17 protein-coding genes are annotated in these 17,587 nt (G+C 64.2%); 10 read left to right on the forward strand and 7 right to left on the reverse strand.

The features are described from left to right. Window positions 1-32 precede the first annotated feature (32 nt). The 6 genes from B0E51_RS00970 to B0E51_RS00995 form a co-directional block, all read right to left on the reverse strand. A complete protein-coding gene (locus tag B0E51_RS00970; protein WP_077442957.1) occupies window positions 33-1,037 on the reverse strand; it encodes an HlyD family secretion protein in 1,005 nt (334 codons plus the stop codon). An 8-nt stretch (window positions 1,038-1,045) separates the two neighbouring features. Further along, window positions 1,046-1,246 (reverse strand): DUF1656 domain-containing protein, encoded by a 201-nt coding sequence (locus B0E51_RS00975; RefSeq protein ID WP_077442958.1) that lies wholly within the window; start codon window positions 1,244-1,246, stop codon window positions 1,046-1,048. Next, window positions 1,236-3,353, reverse strand: coding sequence for an FUSC family protein (locus B0E51_RS00980; RefSeq protein ID WP_077442959.1), 2,118 nt, complete (start codon window positions 3,351-3,353; stop codon window positions 1,236-1,238). The genes B0E51_RS00975 and B0E51_RS00980 overlap by 11 nt, the downstream gene beginning before the upstream one ends. 3 nt (window positions 3,354-3,356) lie before the next feature. Beyond that, the gene (locus B0E51_RS00985) at window positions 3,357-3,851 is read right to left on the reverse strand and encodes a MarR family transcriptional regulator (protein WP_077443270.1); all 495 of its coding nucleotides are present in this window, start codon (window positions 3,849-3,851) and stop codon (window positions 3,357-3,359) included. 147 nt (window positions 3,852-3,998) lie between these two features. Next, window positions 3,999-4,406, reverse strand: coding sequence for a DUF4156 domain-containing protein (locus B0E51_RS00990; protein ID WP_077442960.1), 408 nt, complete (start codon window positions 4,404-4,406; stop codon window positions 3,999-4,001). Between the two features lie 137 nt (window positions 4,407-4,543). After that, window positions 4,544-7,471 carry a pitrilysin family protein gene (locus B0E51_RS00995; protein WP_077442961.1) on the reverse strand — a complete coding sequence of 976 codons (2,928 nt, stop codon included), beginning with the start codon at window positions 7,469-7,471 and terminating at the stop codon, window positions 4,544-4,546. A 277-nt stretch (window positions 7,472-7,748) separates the two neighbouring features. Here B0E51_RS00995 and B0E51_RS01000 point away from each other — a divergent pair, with 277 nt between their 5' ends. Genes B0E51_RS01000 through B0E51_RS01035 form a run of 8 tightly spaced genes read left to right on the forward strand, consistent with a single transcriptional unit; the run spans window position 7,749 to window position 13,405 of the window. After that, window positions 7,749-7,952: a hypothetical protein gene (locus B0E51_RS01000; protein ID WP_077442962.1), complete on the forward strand. Its 204-nt coding sequence runs from the start codon at window positions 7,749-7,751 to the stop codon at window positions 7,950-7,952. A 51-nt stretch (window positions 7,953-8,003) separates the two neighbouring features. After that, the gene (gene trmL, locus B0E51_RS01005) at window positions 8,004-8,474 is read left to right on the forward strand and encodes a tRNA (uridine(34)/cytosine(34)/5-carboxymethylaminomethyluridine(34)-2'-O)-methyltransferase TrmL (RefSeq protein WP_077442963.1); all 471 of its coding nucleotides are present in this window, start codon (window positions 8,004-8,006) and stop codon (window positions 8,472-8,474) included. A gap of 26 nt (window positions 8,475-8,500) precedes the next feature. Beyond that, a complete protein-coding gene (locus tag B0E51_RS01010; RefSeq protein ID WP_077442964.1) occupies window positions 8,501-9,151 on the forward strand; it encodes an SCP2 sterol-binding domain-containing protein in 651 nt (216 codons plus the stop codon). Next, the gene (gene ubiB, locus B0E51_RS01015; RefSeq protein ID WP_077442965.1) at window positions 9,148-10,794 is read left to right on the forward strand and encodes a ubiquinone biosynthesis regulatory protein kinase UbiB; all 1,647 of its coding nucleotides are present in this window, start codon (window positions 9,148-9,150) and stop codon (window positions 10,792-10,794) included. The genes B0E51_RS01010 and ubiB overlap by 4 nt, the downstream gene beginning before the upstream one ends. 53 nt (window positions 10,795-10,847) lie before the next feature. Then, window positions 10,848-11,597: a pseudouridine synthase gene (locus tag B0E51_RS01020; protein ID WP_077442966.1), complete on the forward strand. Its 750-nt coding sequence runs from the start codon at window positions 10,848-10,850 to the stop codon at window positions 11,595-11,597. Window positions 11,598-11,606: 9 nt separating this feature from the next. Further along, entirely contained in the window at window positions 11,607-12,029 is a 423-nt protein-coding gene (gene arfB / locus B0E51_RS01025; RefSeq protein ID WP_077442967.1) for an alternative ribosome rescue aminoacyl-tRNA hydrolase ArfB, read from the forward strand. Then, window positions 12,026-12,625: a 1-acyl-sn-glycerol-3-phosphate acyltransferase gene (locus tag B0E51_RS01030; RefSeq protein ID WP_077442968.1), complete on the forward strand. Its 600-nt coding sequence runs from the start codon at window positions 12,026-12,028 to the stop codon at window positions 12,623-12,625. The genes arfB and B0E51_RS01030 overlap by 4 nt, the downstream gene beginning before the upstream one ends. Before the next feature lie 30 nt (window positions 12,626-12,655). Next, window positions 12,656-13,405, forward strand: coding sequence for an energy transducer TonB (locus B0E51_RS01035; RefSeq protein WP_077442969.1), 750 nt, complete (start codon window positions 12,656-12,658; stop codon window positions 13,403-13,405). A gap of 37 nt (window positions 13,406-13,442) precedes the next feature. Here the strand turns inward: B0E51_RS01035 and B0E51_RS01040 are convergent, their stop codons facing one another. Beyond that, a complete protein-coding gene (locus tag B0E51_RS01040) occupies window positions 13,443-14,480 on the reverse strand; it encodes a LysR family transcriptional regulator (protein ID WP_077442970.1) in 1,038 nt (345 codons plus the stop codon). A 123-nt stretch (window positions 14,481-14,603) separates the two neighbouring features. On the opposite strand from B0E51_RS01040, the gene aceB reads away from it, so the two are divergent. Together aceB and aceA are read left to right on the forward strand one after the other, a co-directional pair. After that, a complete protein-coding gene (aceB, locus tag B0E51_RS01045; RefSeq protein WP_077442971.1) occupies window positions 14,604-16,232 on the forward strand; it encodes a malate synthase A in 1,629 nt (542 codons plus the stop codon). Between the two features lie 49 nt (window positions 16,233-16,281). Continuing rightward, window positions 16,282-17,583, forward strand: a complete 1,302-nt coding sequence (gene aceA, locus B0E51_RS01050) for an isocitrate lyase (protein ID WP_077442972.1) — start codon at window positions 16,282-16,284, stop codon at window positions 17,581-17,583. The last annotated feature ends 4 nt before the right edge of the window (window positions 17,584-17,587 follow it).

Raw genomic sequence — 17,587 nt, forward strand, 5'->3', positions numbered from 1 at the left:
CGGCGGCGAACCGGGTGGGATTTCGCCAGCGTCTATCGCCGGTCTGTGCCCGGCTGCACCTCGATCGTGGCGGTCATGCCGGCGGCGAGCACAAGGTCGGCCGGCACGTGATCGGTGTCGATCGCGATGCGCACAGGCACGCGCTGCGCCAGCCGCACCCAGTTGAAGGTGGGGTTGACGTTGGAAAGCAGGTCGCTGCCGGTAGGGTTGTCACGGTCGCCGATACCGCGGGCGATGCCGGTGATGCTGCCCTTGAGGTGTACGCCACCAGCCATCAGGCGGATGTCGACCGGATCGCCGACACGCAACTGCGGCAGCTTGGTTTCCTCGAAGTAGCCGTAGATGTAGTAGCTGTGGCTGTCGATCAGCGCCAGTCGTGGACTGCCGACCGCGGCGTAATCGCCGACGCGCACGTCGAGGTTGGTGACATAGCCGTCGGCCGGCGCCCGCACATCGGTGCGGACGAGGTTGAGCCTGGCAGTATCCAGCGCGACCTGCGCCTGTTCCACCGCAGCCAGTGCCTGCTCGCGCGCGGCACTGGCCTGGCTGCCACTGGCCTGCGCTTGCTGCCAGCTGGCGCGGGCCGCTTCGGCGGCAGAGGCGGCATCGGTGCGCGTCTCCTTGGCGATCACGTCACTGAGCTGCTGGCGCCGCCTGGCCTGCTCCTGGCGCATCTCGAACTCGGTCTTGCGCGCGTTGGCGGCGGCCTGTGCAGCATTGATGCTGGCCCCGGCGGCACGTGCACTGGCTTCGGCGGCAGCGAGATTCGCCTCGGCCTGCGCCACCGCGTACTTGTAGCGATCCGGATCGATCGTGAACAACAGGTCGCCCTTGTGCACGGTCTGGTTGTCGAGCACCGCCACCCGGGTTACCAGCCCGGACACATCCGGCGCAATGCGCACCACCTCGGCACGTACGCGACCATCGCGGGTCCACGGCGCATACAGGTAATGCTTCCACAGCGCGTGACCAAGCAGCAGCGCAATGACGACGACGACGGCAGTGATCAGGAAGCGCAACAGCGATTGGATTTTCATGGAATGGCTCAACGGATCAGTAACAGTCCGGCGACGCCGAACAGGCAGACGAACAGGGCAAGCCGGAACAGCGAGGGATGCCAGACCTGGCGATACAGGCCCAGGCGGCCGACCACCATGTCGAGCAGCACCATCAGCAGCAGGCAAATGAGGAACACCGGCAACAGGCCCGGCACCAGCACGCCATAGATGGCGATCTCATGCGGCATGAACGGGCTCCGGCGAAGGTGGCGGGATGTACGCGGCGAATGGCGATTCATCATCGTGCAACGCGCTGCGCAGCTGGTACAGGTGCAGGCGCACCGGTTGCTCGGCGGCAGCAGTGATGATCGCCGCCTGCACTGCGACGTCCGCTTCGCTCCAGTGCTCGGCATCCGGCTCGCGATACAAACGCGCGATCGCGTGCATCGCGATGATTGCTGCGTCGCGTACGGCCGGCGCGATCTTGCTGTCGACGGCCAGCTGCTGGCGCAACTCGATCATCGTGCGGCCGCTCTCCTGCACGGTCAGCGCCCACGCCAGCAGGCTGCGCGATTCGTCGCTGCCCGGCCGCGTATACGTCACCACCTGCTGGGACAGATCACGGACGAGGCTCTCGAAGCGCCACGTCAGACCTTCCAGCGGCGCGGTCGCCGCCAGTGCCGCCTGCTCACGCAGGCGACGGAACTGGCGCGTGCGCTGCCAGCCGCTGCCGATCACGCTTGGCAGCAGGATGAAAGCTGCGCCCGCCAGCGCGAGGCCAGCGACCTGCGCAATGCCGTCGTTGAGGAAATGCGTCGGGTCGTACACCATCGGATTCTTCAGCCCCAGGATATAGACGAAACCCAGCGTGTAGCCGGCGCCGACGCCCGGCAAGGTATCCCGTGTACTCAGGTACGGGCCGATCAACATGAATCCCGCGCTGGCACCGATCAGCGATGCGAAATCATTGCCTCCCGGCAGCAGCCCGTACACCACCACGAAGGCGGCCAGCATGCCGGACGCATACCCGGAAAAGGTGTGCGTGGCAGCACTGACCGGAGTCGGCGAGGCGGCCAGCAGGCCACTGAAGATCGTCGCCAGCAACATCGCACTGGCGCCGAAGGGCCAGCCACTGGCCAGCCAGAAAATGCTGAGCGCCATCATCGTCAGGAAGGTACGCAGCACACCGACCAACGCGCCGGGAATGTCGTTGCCGCGCAGGAAATGCACCTTCTCCACACTACCGCGCACCTGCACCTCGCGCAGCGAACCTTCCAGCGTGGCGAAATCACGCAACTCCACCGTAAAACGCTTCAGCAGTGCTGCGCCGGTGTCGAATTCCAGCTGCGCCAGCGGCGCAGTCAGCGGCGTGCGCAAGGCCACAACCTGCGCCGGCAATTGCGCCACGTATTCGTCCAGGCGCGCTGCCAGCACGGCGGACTGATGTTGCTGCGCCGGCCCGGGCGAGAGCGCCGTGGCCAGCGGTCGGTACAGCGCAATCAATGCATCCGCCACGGTGGGACTGCCGCTGCGCTGCAAGCGGTTGATCAGGTGATGCAGCGACTGGAAGCTGGTTGCGGCAGCCATGTAGCGCTGGTTGAGCAGCCGCATGCGGGTGCTGCGCGCGTGCACCTCCGGATCCTCGAAGATCACCGATGCGCGCATGTCCTCCAGCCGCACCGCGGCGCGCGCCAGTGCGAGGTTCGTCTGCTCCATCTGTGCGCGCGGCATGCTGCCGCCGGTACTTTCGCGCACAAAGTCGATGAACAGGTTGAATTGCGCCTGCGCGCTCTGCCGCAGCAGCAGGCGCAGCCGTTCGGGCCAGACCAGGTCGCTGACCACGGCTGCCACCAGAATGCCGAGCAGGACTTCGCTGACGCGCATCACCGCCGAGTCGAACACGCCGAGCGGATTGTTGATCGCCGGCAAGGTGACGATCGCGGCGGTGTAACCGGCCAGCACGAAACCGTAGGACATGAAATTGCGGTAGAGCGTGGCACCACCGGCACACAACGCCACCCACAGCGACAGGCTCAGCAGGAATAGTTCGCGCTGCTGCGGAAACAGCGACATCAGGGCCAATCCGAACAGACTGCCGGCCAGCGTGCCGATCGCACGGTAAAAACTCTTCGCCAGCACCATGCCGCTGTGCGGATGCATCACGATCGACACCGTGATCATGGTGGTCGATGGCTGTTCCAGCTGCAGCCACATCGCCAGCCACGCCGCCAGATAGATCGCCAGCACCGACTTGCCCACGAAGATCCAGGCGCGCCGCTCACCGACAAGAAACTCGGCCAGCCACGGCCAGCGCGATGAGGCCGGCACGGATTCGATGGTGGAGACAATGGGCATCGCTCAGCCCTGCTCGAGCTGGTCCAGGAATTTCTTCAGCAGCTTTTCCAGCTGCGCCATCTCGCGTGGCTGCAGGCCGGAGGCCTGGCGCTCCAGCAAGGTACAGATGTCGGGCAGAAAGCTCTCGATCATCGCGATGCCTGCCTTGCTAAGGGAGAGTGCAATCTTGCGACGATCCTCGTCGCTGGCGGTGCGTTCGATCAGCCCCTTGTCGCACAGCTCGTTCGTCAGCCGGGTGATATTGGCGGATTTCTCGCCAGCCGCCTCCGCCAGCTGCGAGGGGTTCAGCGTATACCCGTCGGTGCCGTACAGCATCATCAGCAGGTTGTACTCGGGATGATTGATGCCCCATGGCTTGAGCAGCGCATTCGCATCATCGTGCACGCGTTTGTAGATGTGCTTGATCAAGCGCACCAGCACGGCCGGTTCACGCGGAAACGCGGGATGCCGTCGACGGGTAATCGCCAGGCGCTGCTCGGTGGGGTGGAAGCTGCTCATAAGTTCGATCATCGGCATTTAGTACATAAATGTACTATCTACATGTGTAGATTAAACCGGCCCGCGATTGCGCACAAGCCGGCCGGTGGACAGGCAAGAAAAAGGCGCCCCCAGGGCGCCATTTGTTTCAGATGTCGCTATACGGGCTCAGCCCCCGTGTATCGGAAAGGTCTGTGCGTTGCCTGGTGCAGAAGCGGCGTGGGCAGGCGTATTTGGCGAACGCATCGGATTGATCTGACGTGTGCCGCATTGATAGGCGCCCCACGGCTGCGAGCCATCGGCCGGCTCAGCCAGTGGCTTGATCGTATCGGCATGCATCTTGGCCGCCTCATTGCGCGCCATTACTTCCAGCTCGTCGCGCACGGTGATGTTGTTGCGGTCGACCGGGCCGACGTGATCCATCACCGACACGGTGACCTTGCCCAGATCGCGGCAACCGGAGACATCGCCGCTCCACGCGGTGCGGACGTTTCTGGCGGCATCGTCCAAAGTGATGCCCCACGTGCAGGCAGCAAGCAGCATCACGGGGGCGAGCAACAACAGGGTCTTGCGCATGGGAGGCTCCGCAGCAGTGACTTGGATATGAAAGAGGCCGGGCATTCCAGCCCGGCCTCCATCCTAACGCGACGAGGCCATCGCATCCCCAATGAATCCGAAACGTGCAGCGCCGCACCGACGCTGCACGCGTCGCTTTACTTCTTCGACTTGCCTGACTGCACCACCGGTTTTTGAACCACCGGCTTGCCGTCGGCATCAAGTACCTGTACGTCGCCCAGCTTCAGGTCACGGATCGGTGTCTCGATCTTCTTGAGGTCGCCGACGATCACCCAGGTCAGCTGGTCGGGCTTGATTACCTCGCCCGCGGCTGCCTGCACGGCGCTGTCGCTCTGCGCCTCGATCCGCGACTTCAATGTCTGCACGTAATCGTCGGGACGGTGATACAGGGCAATACCCTGCATCGCGTTGAGTACCGCCTCGGTAGTCTGGTACTCGCCCGGCATGGCGCGGACATCGTTGTCCTTGATCTTCTGGATCTCTTCGTGGGAGAGCGGCTTCGTGCCGATGACCGCAGTGGCCTCCTTCAGCGTCTCGGCGATCGACGGTGCTGTCTGGTTGGTCTGCACCGGCGCATACAGCATGAACGGGCGCTGCCCCACGGCATTCTGCAGGAAACTGAAGGCACCATAGGCCCAATGCTTGTCCTCGCGCAGGTTCATGTTGAGGCGTGAAGTGAAGGTGCCGCCGAAGGCACCGTTCATGGTGCGGATCTCTAGGTTGTTCGGCGCCTCGGTGGGTGGCGCCACTTCACCGGCCAGGATCACCGACTGCAGCGAACCGGGGCGGTCCATGAGGTAGACACGCACCTTGCCGGGGTACTCCACCTTGGCGATGTTCTTGTGCGGCACGGCTGTCGCCGGTGCCTTCCAGTCGCCGAACACGGTGTTGAGCTGCGGCACCAGCTTGTCCATCGCGATGTCGCCTGCCACAAGAATCCTGACGTTGTCCGGACGGATGTAGTCGCGCATGAAGTCGCGCATGTCACCCGTGTTCAACGCCTTGATCGACGTTTCGGTGCCGGAGCCGGTGAACGGGATCGCGTAGGCATGTCCCTCGCCATACAGCAGCGGCGGCAGGGTGCGCAGTGCCATGCCGATCGGCTGGGCCTTCTCCTGTTCGATACCCGCCAGCCACTGGCTGCGCACACGTGCGACGTCGGCATCGCGGAACGCCGGGTTGCGCACGATATCGGCAAGCAATTCGAGCGACGGCACCAGCTTGTCGCTCAACGTGTCCAGCGTGGCATTGCAGTCGTCCAGTCCGCAGCCGGCATGGATGCTGCTGCCCAGGCGCTGGCGGCGCTTGTCGAGCTCGACCGAGTCCAGATCCTTGGTGCCCTCGTCCAGCATCGACATGGTGAAGCTGGAAGTACCCAGCTTGCGGCCCTGATCGGCGGCATACCCGGCGTCGAACAGCAGCTGCGCCTGCACCAGCGGCACGTCATGGCGCTCGGCCAGCACCACCTCGATACCGTTGTCCAATTTCGCGTGCTGCAGGACCGGGAATTTGAGTTCGGGGAACGTGGTGACCTCGGGCACACCCTTGCTGCGATCGACATCGCTCTTCACCGTATGCCATGCCTGCCGCGCCGGCATCACCGGTACCGGTGCGCCCGGTGCAATCCCGAGGCCGCCGGTTTCGGCGACATCGGCGGTGGAGGCCGTGGCGCCCTTGGCCAGCGGCGAGACGGTCAGGGTGTAGTCGCCCTTGCCGATCCACTGCTGCGCGGCAGCGCGCACCTGCTCGGGCGTGGCCGCCGTCATCGCAGCCAGATCCTTGCGCCATGCACCCGGATCGCCCTGGTACACCTGCGAGCTGGCCAGCAGGGTCGCCTTGCCGGAGAAGCCGCCGACATCTTCCAGCCGCCGCACATAAAACGCGCGATAGCGGACCTTGGCACGTTCCAGCTCATCCGCCGTGGGACCTTCTTTCAGGAAGGTGTTCCACACGTCGGCCACGGCAGCCTCGACCTTGGCCGGATCGACGCCCTTCTTGACGTCCACCTCGAGCTCGAACTGCGACGCCAGCTCACCACTGCTCTGCTCCAGCGAGACGTCGTCGGCCAGCTTGTCCTGGTAGACCAGCCGCTGATACAGGCGCGAAGTTTTGCCAGTGCCCAGCACCATTGCCGCCAGACTGAGCAGGCCATCGGCCTCGCTGCCGTCCTGGGGCGTGTTCCATTCCCGATAGATATGCACCTGCGGCACATCCATGCTCATGGCGCCGCGGGTCGAGCCGGTGCGCGGGAACGACCATGGCTGCAGACGGGCCACCGGTGGGCCGGCCGGAATCTCGCCAAAGTACTTCAGCGCCTTGGCTTTGGCCTCGGCCGGAGTGATGTCGCCGACCAACACCAGGGTGGCATTGGCCGGGCCGTAATAGGTGCGGAACCAGGTCTTGACGTCGTCCAGCGAGGCGGCGTTCAAGTCCTTCATCGAACCGATCGTGTCGTGGTGATACGGATGGTTCAATGGGTAGGCATTGGCCTCGATGTTCTCCTGCACGCGCAGGCCGTAGGGTTCGTTCTCATCCTGACGCTTCTCGTTCTGCACGACGCCGCGCTGCTGGTTCACTTCCTGCAAGTCGAGCGCATCGGGCAGGTAACCCATGCGGTCGGATTCCATCCACAAAGCCATGTCCAGGGCGGTGGTCGGGACTGTCTCGAAATAGTTGGTGCGGTCGTTGGCCGTCGTGCCGTTCATGCCGGTCGCGCCCACTTTCTCGAACGGCTGGAAGTAATTGCCGTCGTGATGACCGGAACGTTCGAACATCAGGTGTTCGAACAGGTGTGCATAGCCGCTCTTGCCGATCGGTTCGCGCGCCGAGCCCACGTGATACCACATCGCCACCGCCACCACCGGCGCCTTGTGGTCCTCGCTCACCACCACGGTCAAGCCATTGGGCAGGGTAAAGCGGGTATAGGGAATATCCGGCAGCGCGACCTTGGTCGGGGCGGGTCCGGCGGACATCTCCGCCGGTGCGGATCCGGCCAGCGCCAGCGGCGTCCCGGCGGTCAGAGTCAACAAACCTGCGATGAGCAAGGCAAGCGGTCGCTTTGTCACGGTGAACCTCCTGTTCCACGGATGAATCCACGCAGGCTAGCTGAGCGTGCGAGCCCGTCGCAAATGACCTATGGCATGGCAGCAGGAGCGCTTCAGCCATGGTGTCCGACTGTCCGGCAGCTAGCAGCCAGCTGTCCGCGGACACTCCACCCCTCACCGCGCTCGTCATAGAATAATAAACAAAATCAATGAATTAAAATAAAACAGAGGCTTGGCACGACGATTGCTCTTACAGATTTAGCAGGGATACCACACACACTCAATCGGAGACATGACCATGAAATTCGAAACCTTTATGTTGCGCACACTGTTCGTTGCCTGCATGGCCGTTTGCTCGCTGATCATGGGTGCCATGCTGACCGCCACTCCATCCAGCGCGCAGCTAGCCGCCAACCGGACCGTGAGTTCCATCCTGCTGTCCGCGCCGACCACCTGCGCTTTGCCGGCGGACGGCGTGGTTTGCCCGCGGCAAAACGGTTGAGCGCACCCCGCGAATCACCACTGCACCGTGCAGGCACGTGATAATGACCGGATGCTGCATGTCATCCTGTTTCGTCCCGAGATCCCGCCGAACACCGGCAATGTGATTCGCCTGTGCGCGAACACCGGCGCTGCGCTGCACCTGATCCGCCCGCTCGGTTTCGAGCTCGACGATGCACGGTTGCGCCGCGCCGGCCTGGATTACCACGAGTACGCCCGCGTTGCGGTGCATGACGATCTGGCCGGATGCCTCGATGCGATTGGCACACCACGTGTGTTCGCTTTTACCACCCGCGGCCGGGTTGCCCATGTCGATGCGCAATTTGCCGATGGTGATGCACTGCTGTTCGGTTGCGAAACCGCGGGATTGCCGGCGGAGGTACTGGAGACGATCCCCGTCGAACAGCGACTGCGCCTGCCGATGCGTGCGGACAGCCGCAGCCTGAACCTGTCGAACACGGTCGCCGTAGCGGTGTACGAGGCCTGGCGCCAGCTCGGTTTCCCCGGTGCCGCGAACGTCTGACCCCGGCGGCCGGCTACAATCGCCGGATGAATGCCGCCACTCCCAACTACTGGTTGCCACAGCCGCTGCGCAAGCTCGCCGGCCGTGCACTGGAAACCGCGCTGAACCACACCTTGTCGCTGGACCCGGACACGCAGCAGAGGCTCGCCGCGCTGAACGGCCGCAATGTGCAACTGCATCTGCGCGGGCCGGAAATCGCACTGGCAGTGACTGTCGAAGACGCACGCCTGAAAGTCGGGCCGCCACAGGACGACAGCCAGCTGCGCGTCGCCGCCACACCGGGCAGCCTGCTGGCGATGATGTTCCGCCGCGACGACGACGGCATCGCGCCAGGCAAGGTGGAGATCGCCGGTGACGCCGAGCTGGCACGCCGACTGGAAAAACTCGCCAGCAAGTTCGCCCCGGATTTCGAGGAGGCGTTCGCGCGCACGTTTGGCGACGTGCTCGGCGTGCCGTTGGCGAAGGCGGTGCGCAAGGGTCTCGCTCACGCCCGCGAAACCGCGGTACATCTCACCGAAGACAGCGCCGACTGGCTGCGCGACGAAGCGCGCGTCGCGCTGGCGCCGGGCGAAGTCGAGGGTTTTCTCGATGGCGTAGACCATCTGCGCGAACGCAGCGAGCGGCTGGAGTCGCGTGTGCAGCGATTGATTCAACGCCTGCAAGGCAACGCCGCGTGACGCCGCTCAAGGTGGTGCCACGACTGCTGCGGGTCGCCTCGGTCCTGTTGGCGTACCGGCTCGATGAGCTGGTCGACGCCGCACATCTGTATCGTCCGCTGAAACTGCTGCGGCCGCTGCTGGCGCGTCCGCGCGTCAACGTGGCGCAGCTGCCGCGCGGCGAACGGCTGCGACTGGCGCTGACCGAACTGGGGCCGATCTTCGTCAAGGCCGGCCAGGTGCTGTCGACCCGACGCGACCTGATACCGGCCGACATCGCCGACGAATTGTCACTGCTGCAGGATCAGGTCGCGCCGTTCCCCGGCAGCGAAGCGCGCGCAATCGTCGAGCGCGAACTGAAATCACCGGTTGGCCAGTTGTACGCCCGATTCGACGAAACGCCGCTGGCCTCCGCCTCGATCGCGCAGGTACATGCGGCCACGCTGCACGACGGTCGCGAGGTCGTGGTGAAGGTGCTGCGCCCAGGCATCGACGCACAGATCGCGCGCGATGTGAAACTGCTGCACTCACTCGGCGAGCTGGCCCAGCGCTGGCATCCGAACGCCGACAAGATCCGTCCGCTCGACGTGGTCGCCGAAGTCGAGAAGATGCTGGAGAACGAGCTGGACCTGCAGCGCGAAGGCGCCAGCGCCAGCCTGCTCAAGCGCAACTTCGAGAGCGGCGTGGATCTGTACGTGCCGGCCGTGCACTGGGAGCTGACCGCACAGCGCGTGCTGACGCTGGAGCGCGTGCATGGCATCAGCAGCGACGACATTGCCGCGATCGATGCCGCCGGTCTCGACCGCAAGGCACTCGCAGCAAAAGGCGTGCGGGTGTTCTACGAGCAGGTCTTTCGCGACAACTTCTTCCACGCCGATGCCCACCCCGGCAATATCTGGGTCGATCCGACACGTACCGGCGAGCCGCGTTTCATCGCGCTGGATTTCGGCATCATGGGTTCGCTGCCGGAGGCCGACCAGTACTGGCTGGCGCAGAACTTCATCGCCCTGTTCGAACGCGACTACGCACGCATCGCGCAGCTGCATGTCGCCGCCGGCTGGATGCCGGCCGATGTGCGAATGGACGAACTCGAAGCCGCGGTGCGCACGGTGTGCGAGCCGTACTTCACCCGTCCGCTGTCGCAGATCTCGCTGGCCGAGCTGGTAGTGAAGCTGTTCCAGACCGCGCGCCGCTTCGAGCTGACGTTGCAGCCACAGCTGATCCTGCTGCAGAAGACCCTGCTGAACATCGAAGGCGTCGGCCGCATGCTCGATCCGGACATCGACATCTGGGCAGTCGCGCATCCGGTGCTCAAACGCATCCTGCGCGAGCGCTACAGCCCGCTGCGCACCTTGCGCGACGTGCGCAAGCGGCTGCCTGAGTGGCTGCACATTGCGCCACAACTCCCGGAACTCGTGCGCGATGCGTTGCGTCAGATCGGCCGCGGCGAACAGCGCAGCGTGAGCGATCCGCAGGCACTCCAGCTGCTGCGCGAGAATGCCCAGCGTCTGCACAAGCTGCTCGCCTGCAGTCTGCTTGGGATGGCATTGCTGATCGCCTCCGCGCTCCTATGGACGAGGGCACCGCAATACGGCAGCTGGCCGCCACTGCTTGCCGGCGTCGCCGGTCTGCTGACCTTCGCCATCGGCTGGCCGCGCCGCTAACTTTTTGCCCCTCCCCTGCTTGCAGCAGGGGAGGGAATAAATACGGCACCGCCATGACACCGATTGAAATTCTCTACCAGGACGACGCGCTGATCGCGGTGAACAAACCGGCGAACCTCGCCGTGCATCGCTCGAAGATGGTCGGCAACGCGGAGGAATTCCTGATCGACCAGATGCGCGAGCAGATCGGCGACAGTGTGTATCTGGCGCACCGGCTCGATCGCGCCACCAGCGGCGTGCTGCTGATCGCGCGCAGCAAGGACGTCGCCGCCGCGCTCGGCGAACAGTTCATGGGCCGTTCGGTACGCAAGCAGTATCTGGTGGTGGTGCGCGGCTGGCCCGACCCGCTGGAAGGCGTGATCGACTATCCGCTGCCCGGCTCGCGCGAGACCGGGCCGCGGCGCGAGGCACGCACGCAGTACCAGCGACTGGCCACCATCGAAGTACCGATCGAGCTGGGCCGCTATCCGCAGCAGCGTTACGCGCTGGTGCTGGCCGAGCCGGAGAGTGGTCGCTTCCGGCAGATCCGCAAGCATCTGGCGCATATCCATCACCCGGTCATCGGTGACTGCCAGCATGGCCGCGGCGATCACAACCGGCTGTACAAGCAATGCTTCGGATGTCACCGCATGCTGCTGCATGCGTGGCGACTACATTTCGCACACCCGCTCAGCGGTCAGGCGATGCAGATCGAGGCACCGCTTGATCATGAATACACGGCCCTGCTCGATCGTTTCGGCTGGCCGCGACCACCCTTCGACGAGGACGCGCTTGCCTCTACAAGCCACCCGGTCGCCAGCTAGACTGCCGCCATGTTGATCGTCAGCCCCAGCATCACCCTGCCCGAGTCCGAACTGGTCGAGCGCTTCCTGCGCGCGGACGGCCCCGGCGGCCAGCATGTGAACCGCACCGAGAGTGCGGTAGAGCTGCGTTTCGACGTGATCAACTCGCCGTCACTGCCGGAAGAAATCCGCACGCGGTTGCTGGCGCGGCGCGACCGCCGGTTGACCAGCGAAGGCGTGCTGGTCATCCAGGCACGCCGCTTCCGCGATCAGGCACGCAACCGTGATGACGTGCGTGAGCGATTGGTCGAGATCATCCGCGGCGTCCTTGTCCCGCCGAAGAAACGCGTCGCCACCAAACCGACCCGCGCCTCGAAAGAACGCAGGCTGGTCGGCAAGCAACAGCGCGGCAAGATCAAGCAGGCACGTTCGCGAAAACCGGATTTCGAATGAACGGTCATCTTCTGACGCCTACCCAACTGCCACTGCAGATGCCGTCGTTGCGCGATGGATGGCAGCGCCGCGTCTGCCGTGGCGTGCTTCGTCTAGGCGGCTGGAGTCTGGTCGGCGAGTTTCCGGATGTACCCAAGTTGGTGCTGATCGCCGCGCCACATTCGTCCTGGTGGGACGGCGTCTGGGGCCTGTTGATCAAGGTGGCGATCGGTGCCGATGTGCACTTCATGGCCAAGCAGGAGCTGTTCCGCTGGCCGCTCGGCGGCCTGCTGCGCCGACTAGGCGGCATGGCCATCGATCGTGGTGCCGCCAAGGGCGTGGTTGAGCAGATGATCGATCAGTTCCGCCAACGCGAAAGACTCTGGCTTGGCATCGCACCTGAAGGCACGCGCAAACCGGTGAAGCGCTGGAAGAGCGGCTTCTGGCACATCGCCCACGACGCCGGCGTACCGATCTTCCCGGTTGCCTTCCACTATCCCGACAAGACCATCCACCTGGGCCCATTGTTCGAGACCAGCGCCGACATGGATTCGGACATGACGCGCCTGCATGCGTGGTACGCGCCGTTCAAGGGCAAACATCGCAACGTGGATTAGACTGGCGACATACTCAGGGACGGAAGGCTCATGAAAACCATGCTGCTACATGTCTTGATGCTGGTCTTGATCCTGGTCTTGACGCCGGCCTGCATGGCCGCACAGGACTGGAAAGCCGTTGGACCACCGGTTACCGCCTCCCTGGACGTCGATGCCCAGGGGCAAGTCGTGCACGCGCAATTCCTGGGCAAGGATGTTTTGCCGCAGCTGCAGGAACTGGTAGGCCAAACCACCCGCAACTGGCGATTTATACCTGCAACGGCAAGCGGCAAGCCTGTGCCATCCCGCACTTACGCACTGTTTCGTGTGGAGATGGGCAAGATCGATGGCAACCAGCAATTGCGGCTGCACTACATGATGCATGGCCCCGGCCAGGTCTTTTTCGAACCGCCCGTATATCCCCCGGAAATGCTCAAGCAGCTCGTCGGGGGGTCGGTCATCGTGGCATTCGACGTCAATGGCGACGGCAACGTATCCAATGTTCACGTTGCCACCGCCGAGACCAGTTATGGCGTAAGCGGTGCCGCGCTCTACAAGGCATCGATCAGCGCAGCCGAGAAAGACATGTTCTTGCCGGAACTGGTCGATGGCCGGCCCGTGGTCACTCACATGCGCGTGCCATTCAACTTTGCCATTGTTGGGCATGATGCAGGCAATCTGCGCCATGCATCAGATGCCCCTCATGACAACGTTGGCAAGGACAGCATCGACGTGACTCATTTCGCCGACATCCCGGTCGCCCTGGACAGCCCCCTGAGGCTCGTGGCGATGCAACCCTAACCGGGCGTTGCGTGATTTGCCGCCAGGAACACAGGGGTCACCGCCCCGAATGTCCTGGCTCGTCATAGTCCCGTGTAAGCAGACCGGGACGAATCAAGTCGATGAAGGCACGCGCCTCCGCGCTGAGGAACTTGCCCTTGCGCATCACCACGCCGTAGCTGCGCTGCGGGAAGTACTGTTTCATGTTGCGCACGGCCAGCCGGGCATGGTCGGCTTCGGTTATGCAGATGCCGGTGACGATCGAGATACCCATGCCCATCGCCACGTATTCCTTGATCACGTCCCAGCCGCCCACCTCGATCGCCACGTGGTACGGCACCTGGCGTTGCTGGAATACCAGGTCGACCAAACGATAGGTGGATAGCCGCTGCGGCGGCAGGATCAGCCCGTACGGCGACAGGTCCTCCAGCGTGATCTTCTCCTTCGCCGCCAGCGGATGATCTGGCGGCATGATCAGCATCGGGTCGTAGTGATGCACCGGCGCCCAGGCGATGTCGTTCGGCACGTCCAGCATCGAGCCGACTGCAAAATCGGCATCGTCCGCGCGCAGCAGCGCCATGCCGTCCTTGCCGGTGACATTGGCCAGCTGCAGCTGCACCGCGGGAAAGCGTTCGCGAAAGCGGCGTACCAGCTCGGGCAGCAGGTACTGGATGGTCGAGGTACCGGCCGCGATGGTCAGCCGGCCACCCTGCAGTCCCTGCACCCGACTCTGGAAATCACGGTCGAGCGTTTCCCAGCCCTCGACCAATGGCCGCGCCAGCTCATACAGCGCCTCGCCGGCATCGGTGAGGTTGATGCGGCGGCGCCGACGCTCGACCAGGCTCACGCCCAATTCCCGCTCCAGCGCCTGCAGCAGCAGGCTGATCGTGGGTTGCGACAAATACAGCGCCTCCGCGGCACGTGTCAGCGTGCCCAGTTTCACCACGCTGACGAAGGCACGCAGCTGCTTGTGACGGTTGCCCTTGTAGTAGAAGCGACCGCCGACCTCATGCGTCGAATCACCACCGCCAGGCTTTTTTGTTGCACTGCGGCGGCTTTTTTTGGCCTTGTTCAGCGAAATGGCAGATGGTTTCATTCCATCATTTCAATACTTTAGGATAGTTATTGTCAATGCTCATATAAATGATTGAAACATTCACTTTGTCAAATAGATGATTCATGACCTAGCTTCGAGCCACCCAGAGAACGGAGCGAAGTCATGGCAGTACCCAGGGAACGACTCGACACAGGCACGGTTGAAATCCATGCCGATCGCAGCGGTTACGAAAGCATCCTGACGCCCGCTGCACTGGGTTTTCTGGCGCAGCTGCATCGTCAGTTCGAGTCCACGCGGCAGCGCCTGCTGCAGGCCCGACGCGTCCGCCAGGCCAGCTACGATGCCGGCGCACTGCCGGACTTCCGCGTCGATACCACCGCGATCCGCGAGTCGGACTGGCACGTGGCGCCGATTCCGGCTGCACTGCAGGATCGCCGCGTCGAGATCACCGGCCCGGTCGAGCGCAAGATGATCATCAACGCGCTGAACTCCGGCGCGAAGGTGTTCATGGCCGACTTCGAGGATTCCTCGGCACCGACGTTCGCGAATCAGCTCGACGGCCAGCTCAACCTGCGCGACGCGGTGAACGGCACCATCGAACTCACTACGGCCGAAGGCAAGCAGTACCGCGTCAATGCCAATCCCGCCGTGCTGGTGGTGCGTCCACGCGGCTGGCACCTGCACGACAAGTTCTTCAGCGTAGATGGCGAGCCGGTGGCCGGCGCGCTGGTCGACTTCGGCCTGTTCGTGTTCCACAACGCCCGTGCGTTGCATACCCGCGATCGCGGCCCGTACTTCTACCTGCCCAAGCTGGAGGCGATGGAAGAGGCCGCGCTGTGGGACGAGGTGATGGCGCTGGCAGAAAGTGAATTGAACCTGCCGACCGGTTGCATGAAAGCCACCGTGCTGATCGAGACCTTGCCGGCGGCGTTCCAGATGCACGAGATCCTGCACGCGTTGCGTGGCCGCATCGTCGGCCTCAACTGCGGTCGCTGGGATTACATCTTCTCGTATCTGAAAACCCTGCGCGGCCATCGCGACCGCCTGCTGCCGGAACGCGGCCAGGTGCTGATGACCGTGCCGTTCCTGAAGGCCTATTCGGAGCTGCTGATCCAGACCTGCCACCGCCGCGGCGCGTTCGCGATGGGCGGCATGGCGGCGCAAATCCCGATCAAGGGTGATGACGCCGCCAACGAAGCCGCACTGGCCAAGGTGCGCAGCGACAAGCTGCGCGAGGTGCAGGCCGGCCATGACGGTACCTGGGTGGCACACCCCGCGCTGGTGCCGGTGGCGCAGCAGATTTTCGACCAGTACATGCCCGCGCCAAACCAGCTCGACGTACTGCGCACGGATGTGCAGGTGAGCCGCGAGCAACTGCTCGCCGCGCCGAACGGCACCATCAGCCGCGCCGGTTTCGACAACAACGTCGAGGTCTGCCTGCGCTACACCGCGGCATGGTTGGGCGGCCTCGGCTGCGTACCGATCCATCACTTGATGGAAGACGCCGCCACCGCCGAGATCGCCCGCGCGCAGCTGTGGCAATGGCTGCACCATGCCGATGTTCCGGACGACGGGACGTCGGCCGGGGGTGCGCTGGAGTTTCCCGACCACGCACCGATCGACTTCGCCCTGTTCGATCACGCACTCGCTGCACATGCCCATCGCCTGCGCGACAGCCAGCACCCCGGCGCCGCACGCGCCGATGCCGCCGCCGCCCTGCTTTCCGCCCTGACACATGCCGACCAGCTCGGCAACTTCCTCACCCTGCCGGCCTACGACCAGCTCGGCTGACGCCTACCTGCCGAGCCTCGCACCATCTTCGATTCCACGGAGCCACGCCATGAAAAACACCACGCTGCCCACCGCCGAACAGATCACCCTGGATTGGAACAACAACACCCGCTGGACCGGCATCCAGCGCAACTACTCCGCCGAGGACGTGGTGCGTCTGCGCGGCACCGTCGCGGTCGAGCACTCGCTGGCCCGTCGCGGTGCCGAGCGGCTGTGGAAGTCGCTGCACAAGGAAGACTTCGTCAATGCGCTGGGTGCGCTGACCGGCAACCAGGCGATGCAGCAGGTCAAGGCCGGCCTGCAGGCGATTTACCTCAGCGGCTGGCAGGTCGCCGCCGACGCCAACGTGGCCGGCGAGATGTATCCCGACCAGTCGCTGTATCCGGCGAACTCGGTGCCGCTGGTGGTCAAGCGCATCAACAACACCTTGCTGCGCGCCGACCAGCTGCACCATGCCGAAGGCAAGGACGATACCGACTGGCTGGTACCGATCGTGGCCGATGCCGAGGCCGGCTTCGGCGGTGTGCTGAATGCGTTCGAGCTGATGAAGGCGATGATCGAGGCCGGCGCTGCCGGTGTGCATTTCGAGGACCAGCTGGCCTCGGTGAAGAAGTGCGGCCACATGGGCGGCAAGGTGCTGGTGCCGACGCGCGAAGCGGTGGACAAGTTGAACGCTGCACGCCTCGCCGCCGACGTCGCCGGCGTGCCGACCCTGCTGGTAGCGCGCACCGATGCCGACGCGGCCGACCTGCTCACTTCGGACATCGACGACAACGACAAGGCATTCATCACCGGCGAGCGCACCGTGGAAGGTTTCTACCGCGTACGCCCGGGCCTGGACCAGGCGATCAGCCGCGGCCTCGCCTACGCGCCATACGCTGACCTGATCTGGTGCGAGACGAGCAAGCCGAACCTGGAGGACGCACGCAAGTTCGCCGAAGCGATCCACGCCAAGTTCCCGGGCAAGCTGCTCGCCTACAACTGCTCGCCCAGCTTCAACTGGAAGAAGAACCTGGACGACGCCACCATCGCCCGCTTCCAGTGCGAACTGGGCGCAATGGGCTACAAGTTCCAGTTCATCACCCTGGCCGGTTTCCACAGCCTGAACTACGGCATGTTCGAACTTGCCCGTGGCTACGCGCGCCGCCAGATGACGGCCTTCGTCGAATTGCAGGAAAAGGAGTTCGCTGCCGCCGAGCACGGCTTCACCGCGGTGAAGCATCAGCGCGAAGTGGGTACGGGCTACTTCGATGCCGTGACGCAGACGATCCAGCAGGGCCAGTCTTCGACCACCGCACTGAAGGGGTCGACCGAGGAAGCGCAGTTCGCACCGCGCCACGCGGCTGCCTGAAGCC

The sequence above is a fragment of the Rhodanobacter sp. C05 genome (assembly GCF_002001165.1).
Classification (GTDB): Bacteria; Pseudomonadota; Gammaproteobacteria; order Xanthomonadales; family Rhodanobacteraceae; genus Rhodanobacter.

Bases quoted from the DNA above. Each gene is read 5' to 3' on its own strand.
- aceB (WP_077442971.1), top strand. From the start codon at position 14,604: ATGGCAGTACCCAGGGAACGACTCGACACAGGCACGGTTGAAATCCAT.
- B0E51_RS00990 (WP_077442960.1), bottom strand. From the start codon at position 4,406: ATGCGCAAGACCCTGTTGTTGCTCGCCCCCGTGATGCTGCTTGCTGCC.
- B0E51_RS01000 (WP_077442962.1), top strand. From the start codon at position 7,749: ATGAAATTCGAAACCTTTATGTTGCGCACACTGTTCGTTGCCTGCATG.
- trmL (WP_077442963.1), top strand. From the start codon at position 8,004: ATGCTGCATGTCATCCTGTTTCGTCCCGAGATCCCGCCGAACACCGGC.
- B0E51_RS01035 (WP_077442969.1), top strand. From the start codon at position 12,656: ATGAAAACCATGCTGCTACATGTCTTGATGCTGGTCTTGATCCTGGTC.
- B0E51_RS00975 (WP_077442958.1), bottom strand. From the start codon at position 1,246: ATGCCGCATGAGATCGCCATCTATGGCGTGCTGGTGCCGGGCCTGTTG.
- B0E51_RS00985 (WP_077443270.1), bottom strand. From the start codon at position 3,851: ATGAGCAGCTTCCACCCCACCGAGCAGCGCCTGGCGATTACCCGTCGA.
- B0E51_RS01030 (WP_077442968.1), top strand. From the start codon at position 12,026: ATGAACGGTCATCTTCTGACGCCTACCCAACTGCCACTGCAGATGCCG.
- B0E51_RS00970 (WP_077442957.1), bottom strand. From the start codon at position 1,037: ATGAAAATCCAATCGCTGTTGCGCTTCCTGATCACTGCCGTCGTCGTC.
- aceA (WP_077442972.1), top strand. From the start codon at position 16,282: ATGAAAAACACCACGCTGCCCACCGCCGAACAGATCACCCTGGATTGG.
- B0E51_RS01020 (WP_077442966.1), top strand. From the start codon at position 10,848: ATGACACCGATTGAAATTCTCTACCAGGACGACGCGCTGATCGCGGTG.
- B0E51_RS00980 (WP_077442959.1), bottom strand. From the start codon at position 3,353: ATGCCCATTGTCTCCACCATCGAATCCGTGCCGGCCTCATCGCGCTGG.
- B0E51_RS01010 (WP_077442964.1), top strand. From the start codon at position 8,501: ATGAATGCCGCCACTCCCAACTACTGGTTGCCACAGCCGCTGCGCAAG.
- arfB (WP_077442967.1), top strand. From the start codon at position 11,607: ATGTTGATCGTCAGCCCCAGCATCACCCTGCCCGAGTCCGAACTGGTC.
- B0E51_RS01040 (WP_077442970.1), bottom strand. From the start codon at position 14,480: ATGAAACCATCTGCCATTTCGCTGAACAAGGCCAAAAAAAGCCGCCGC.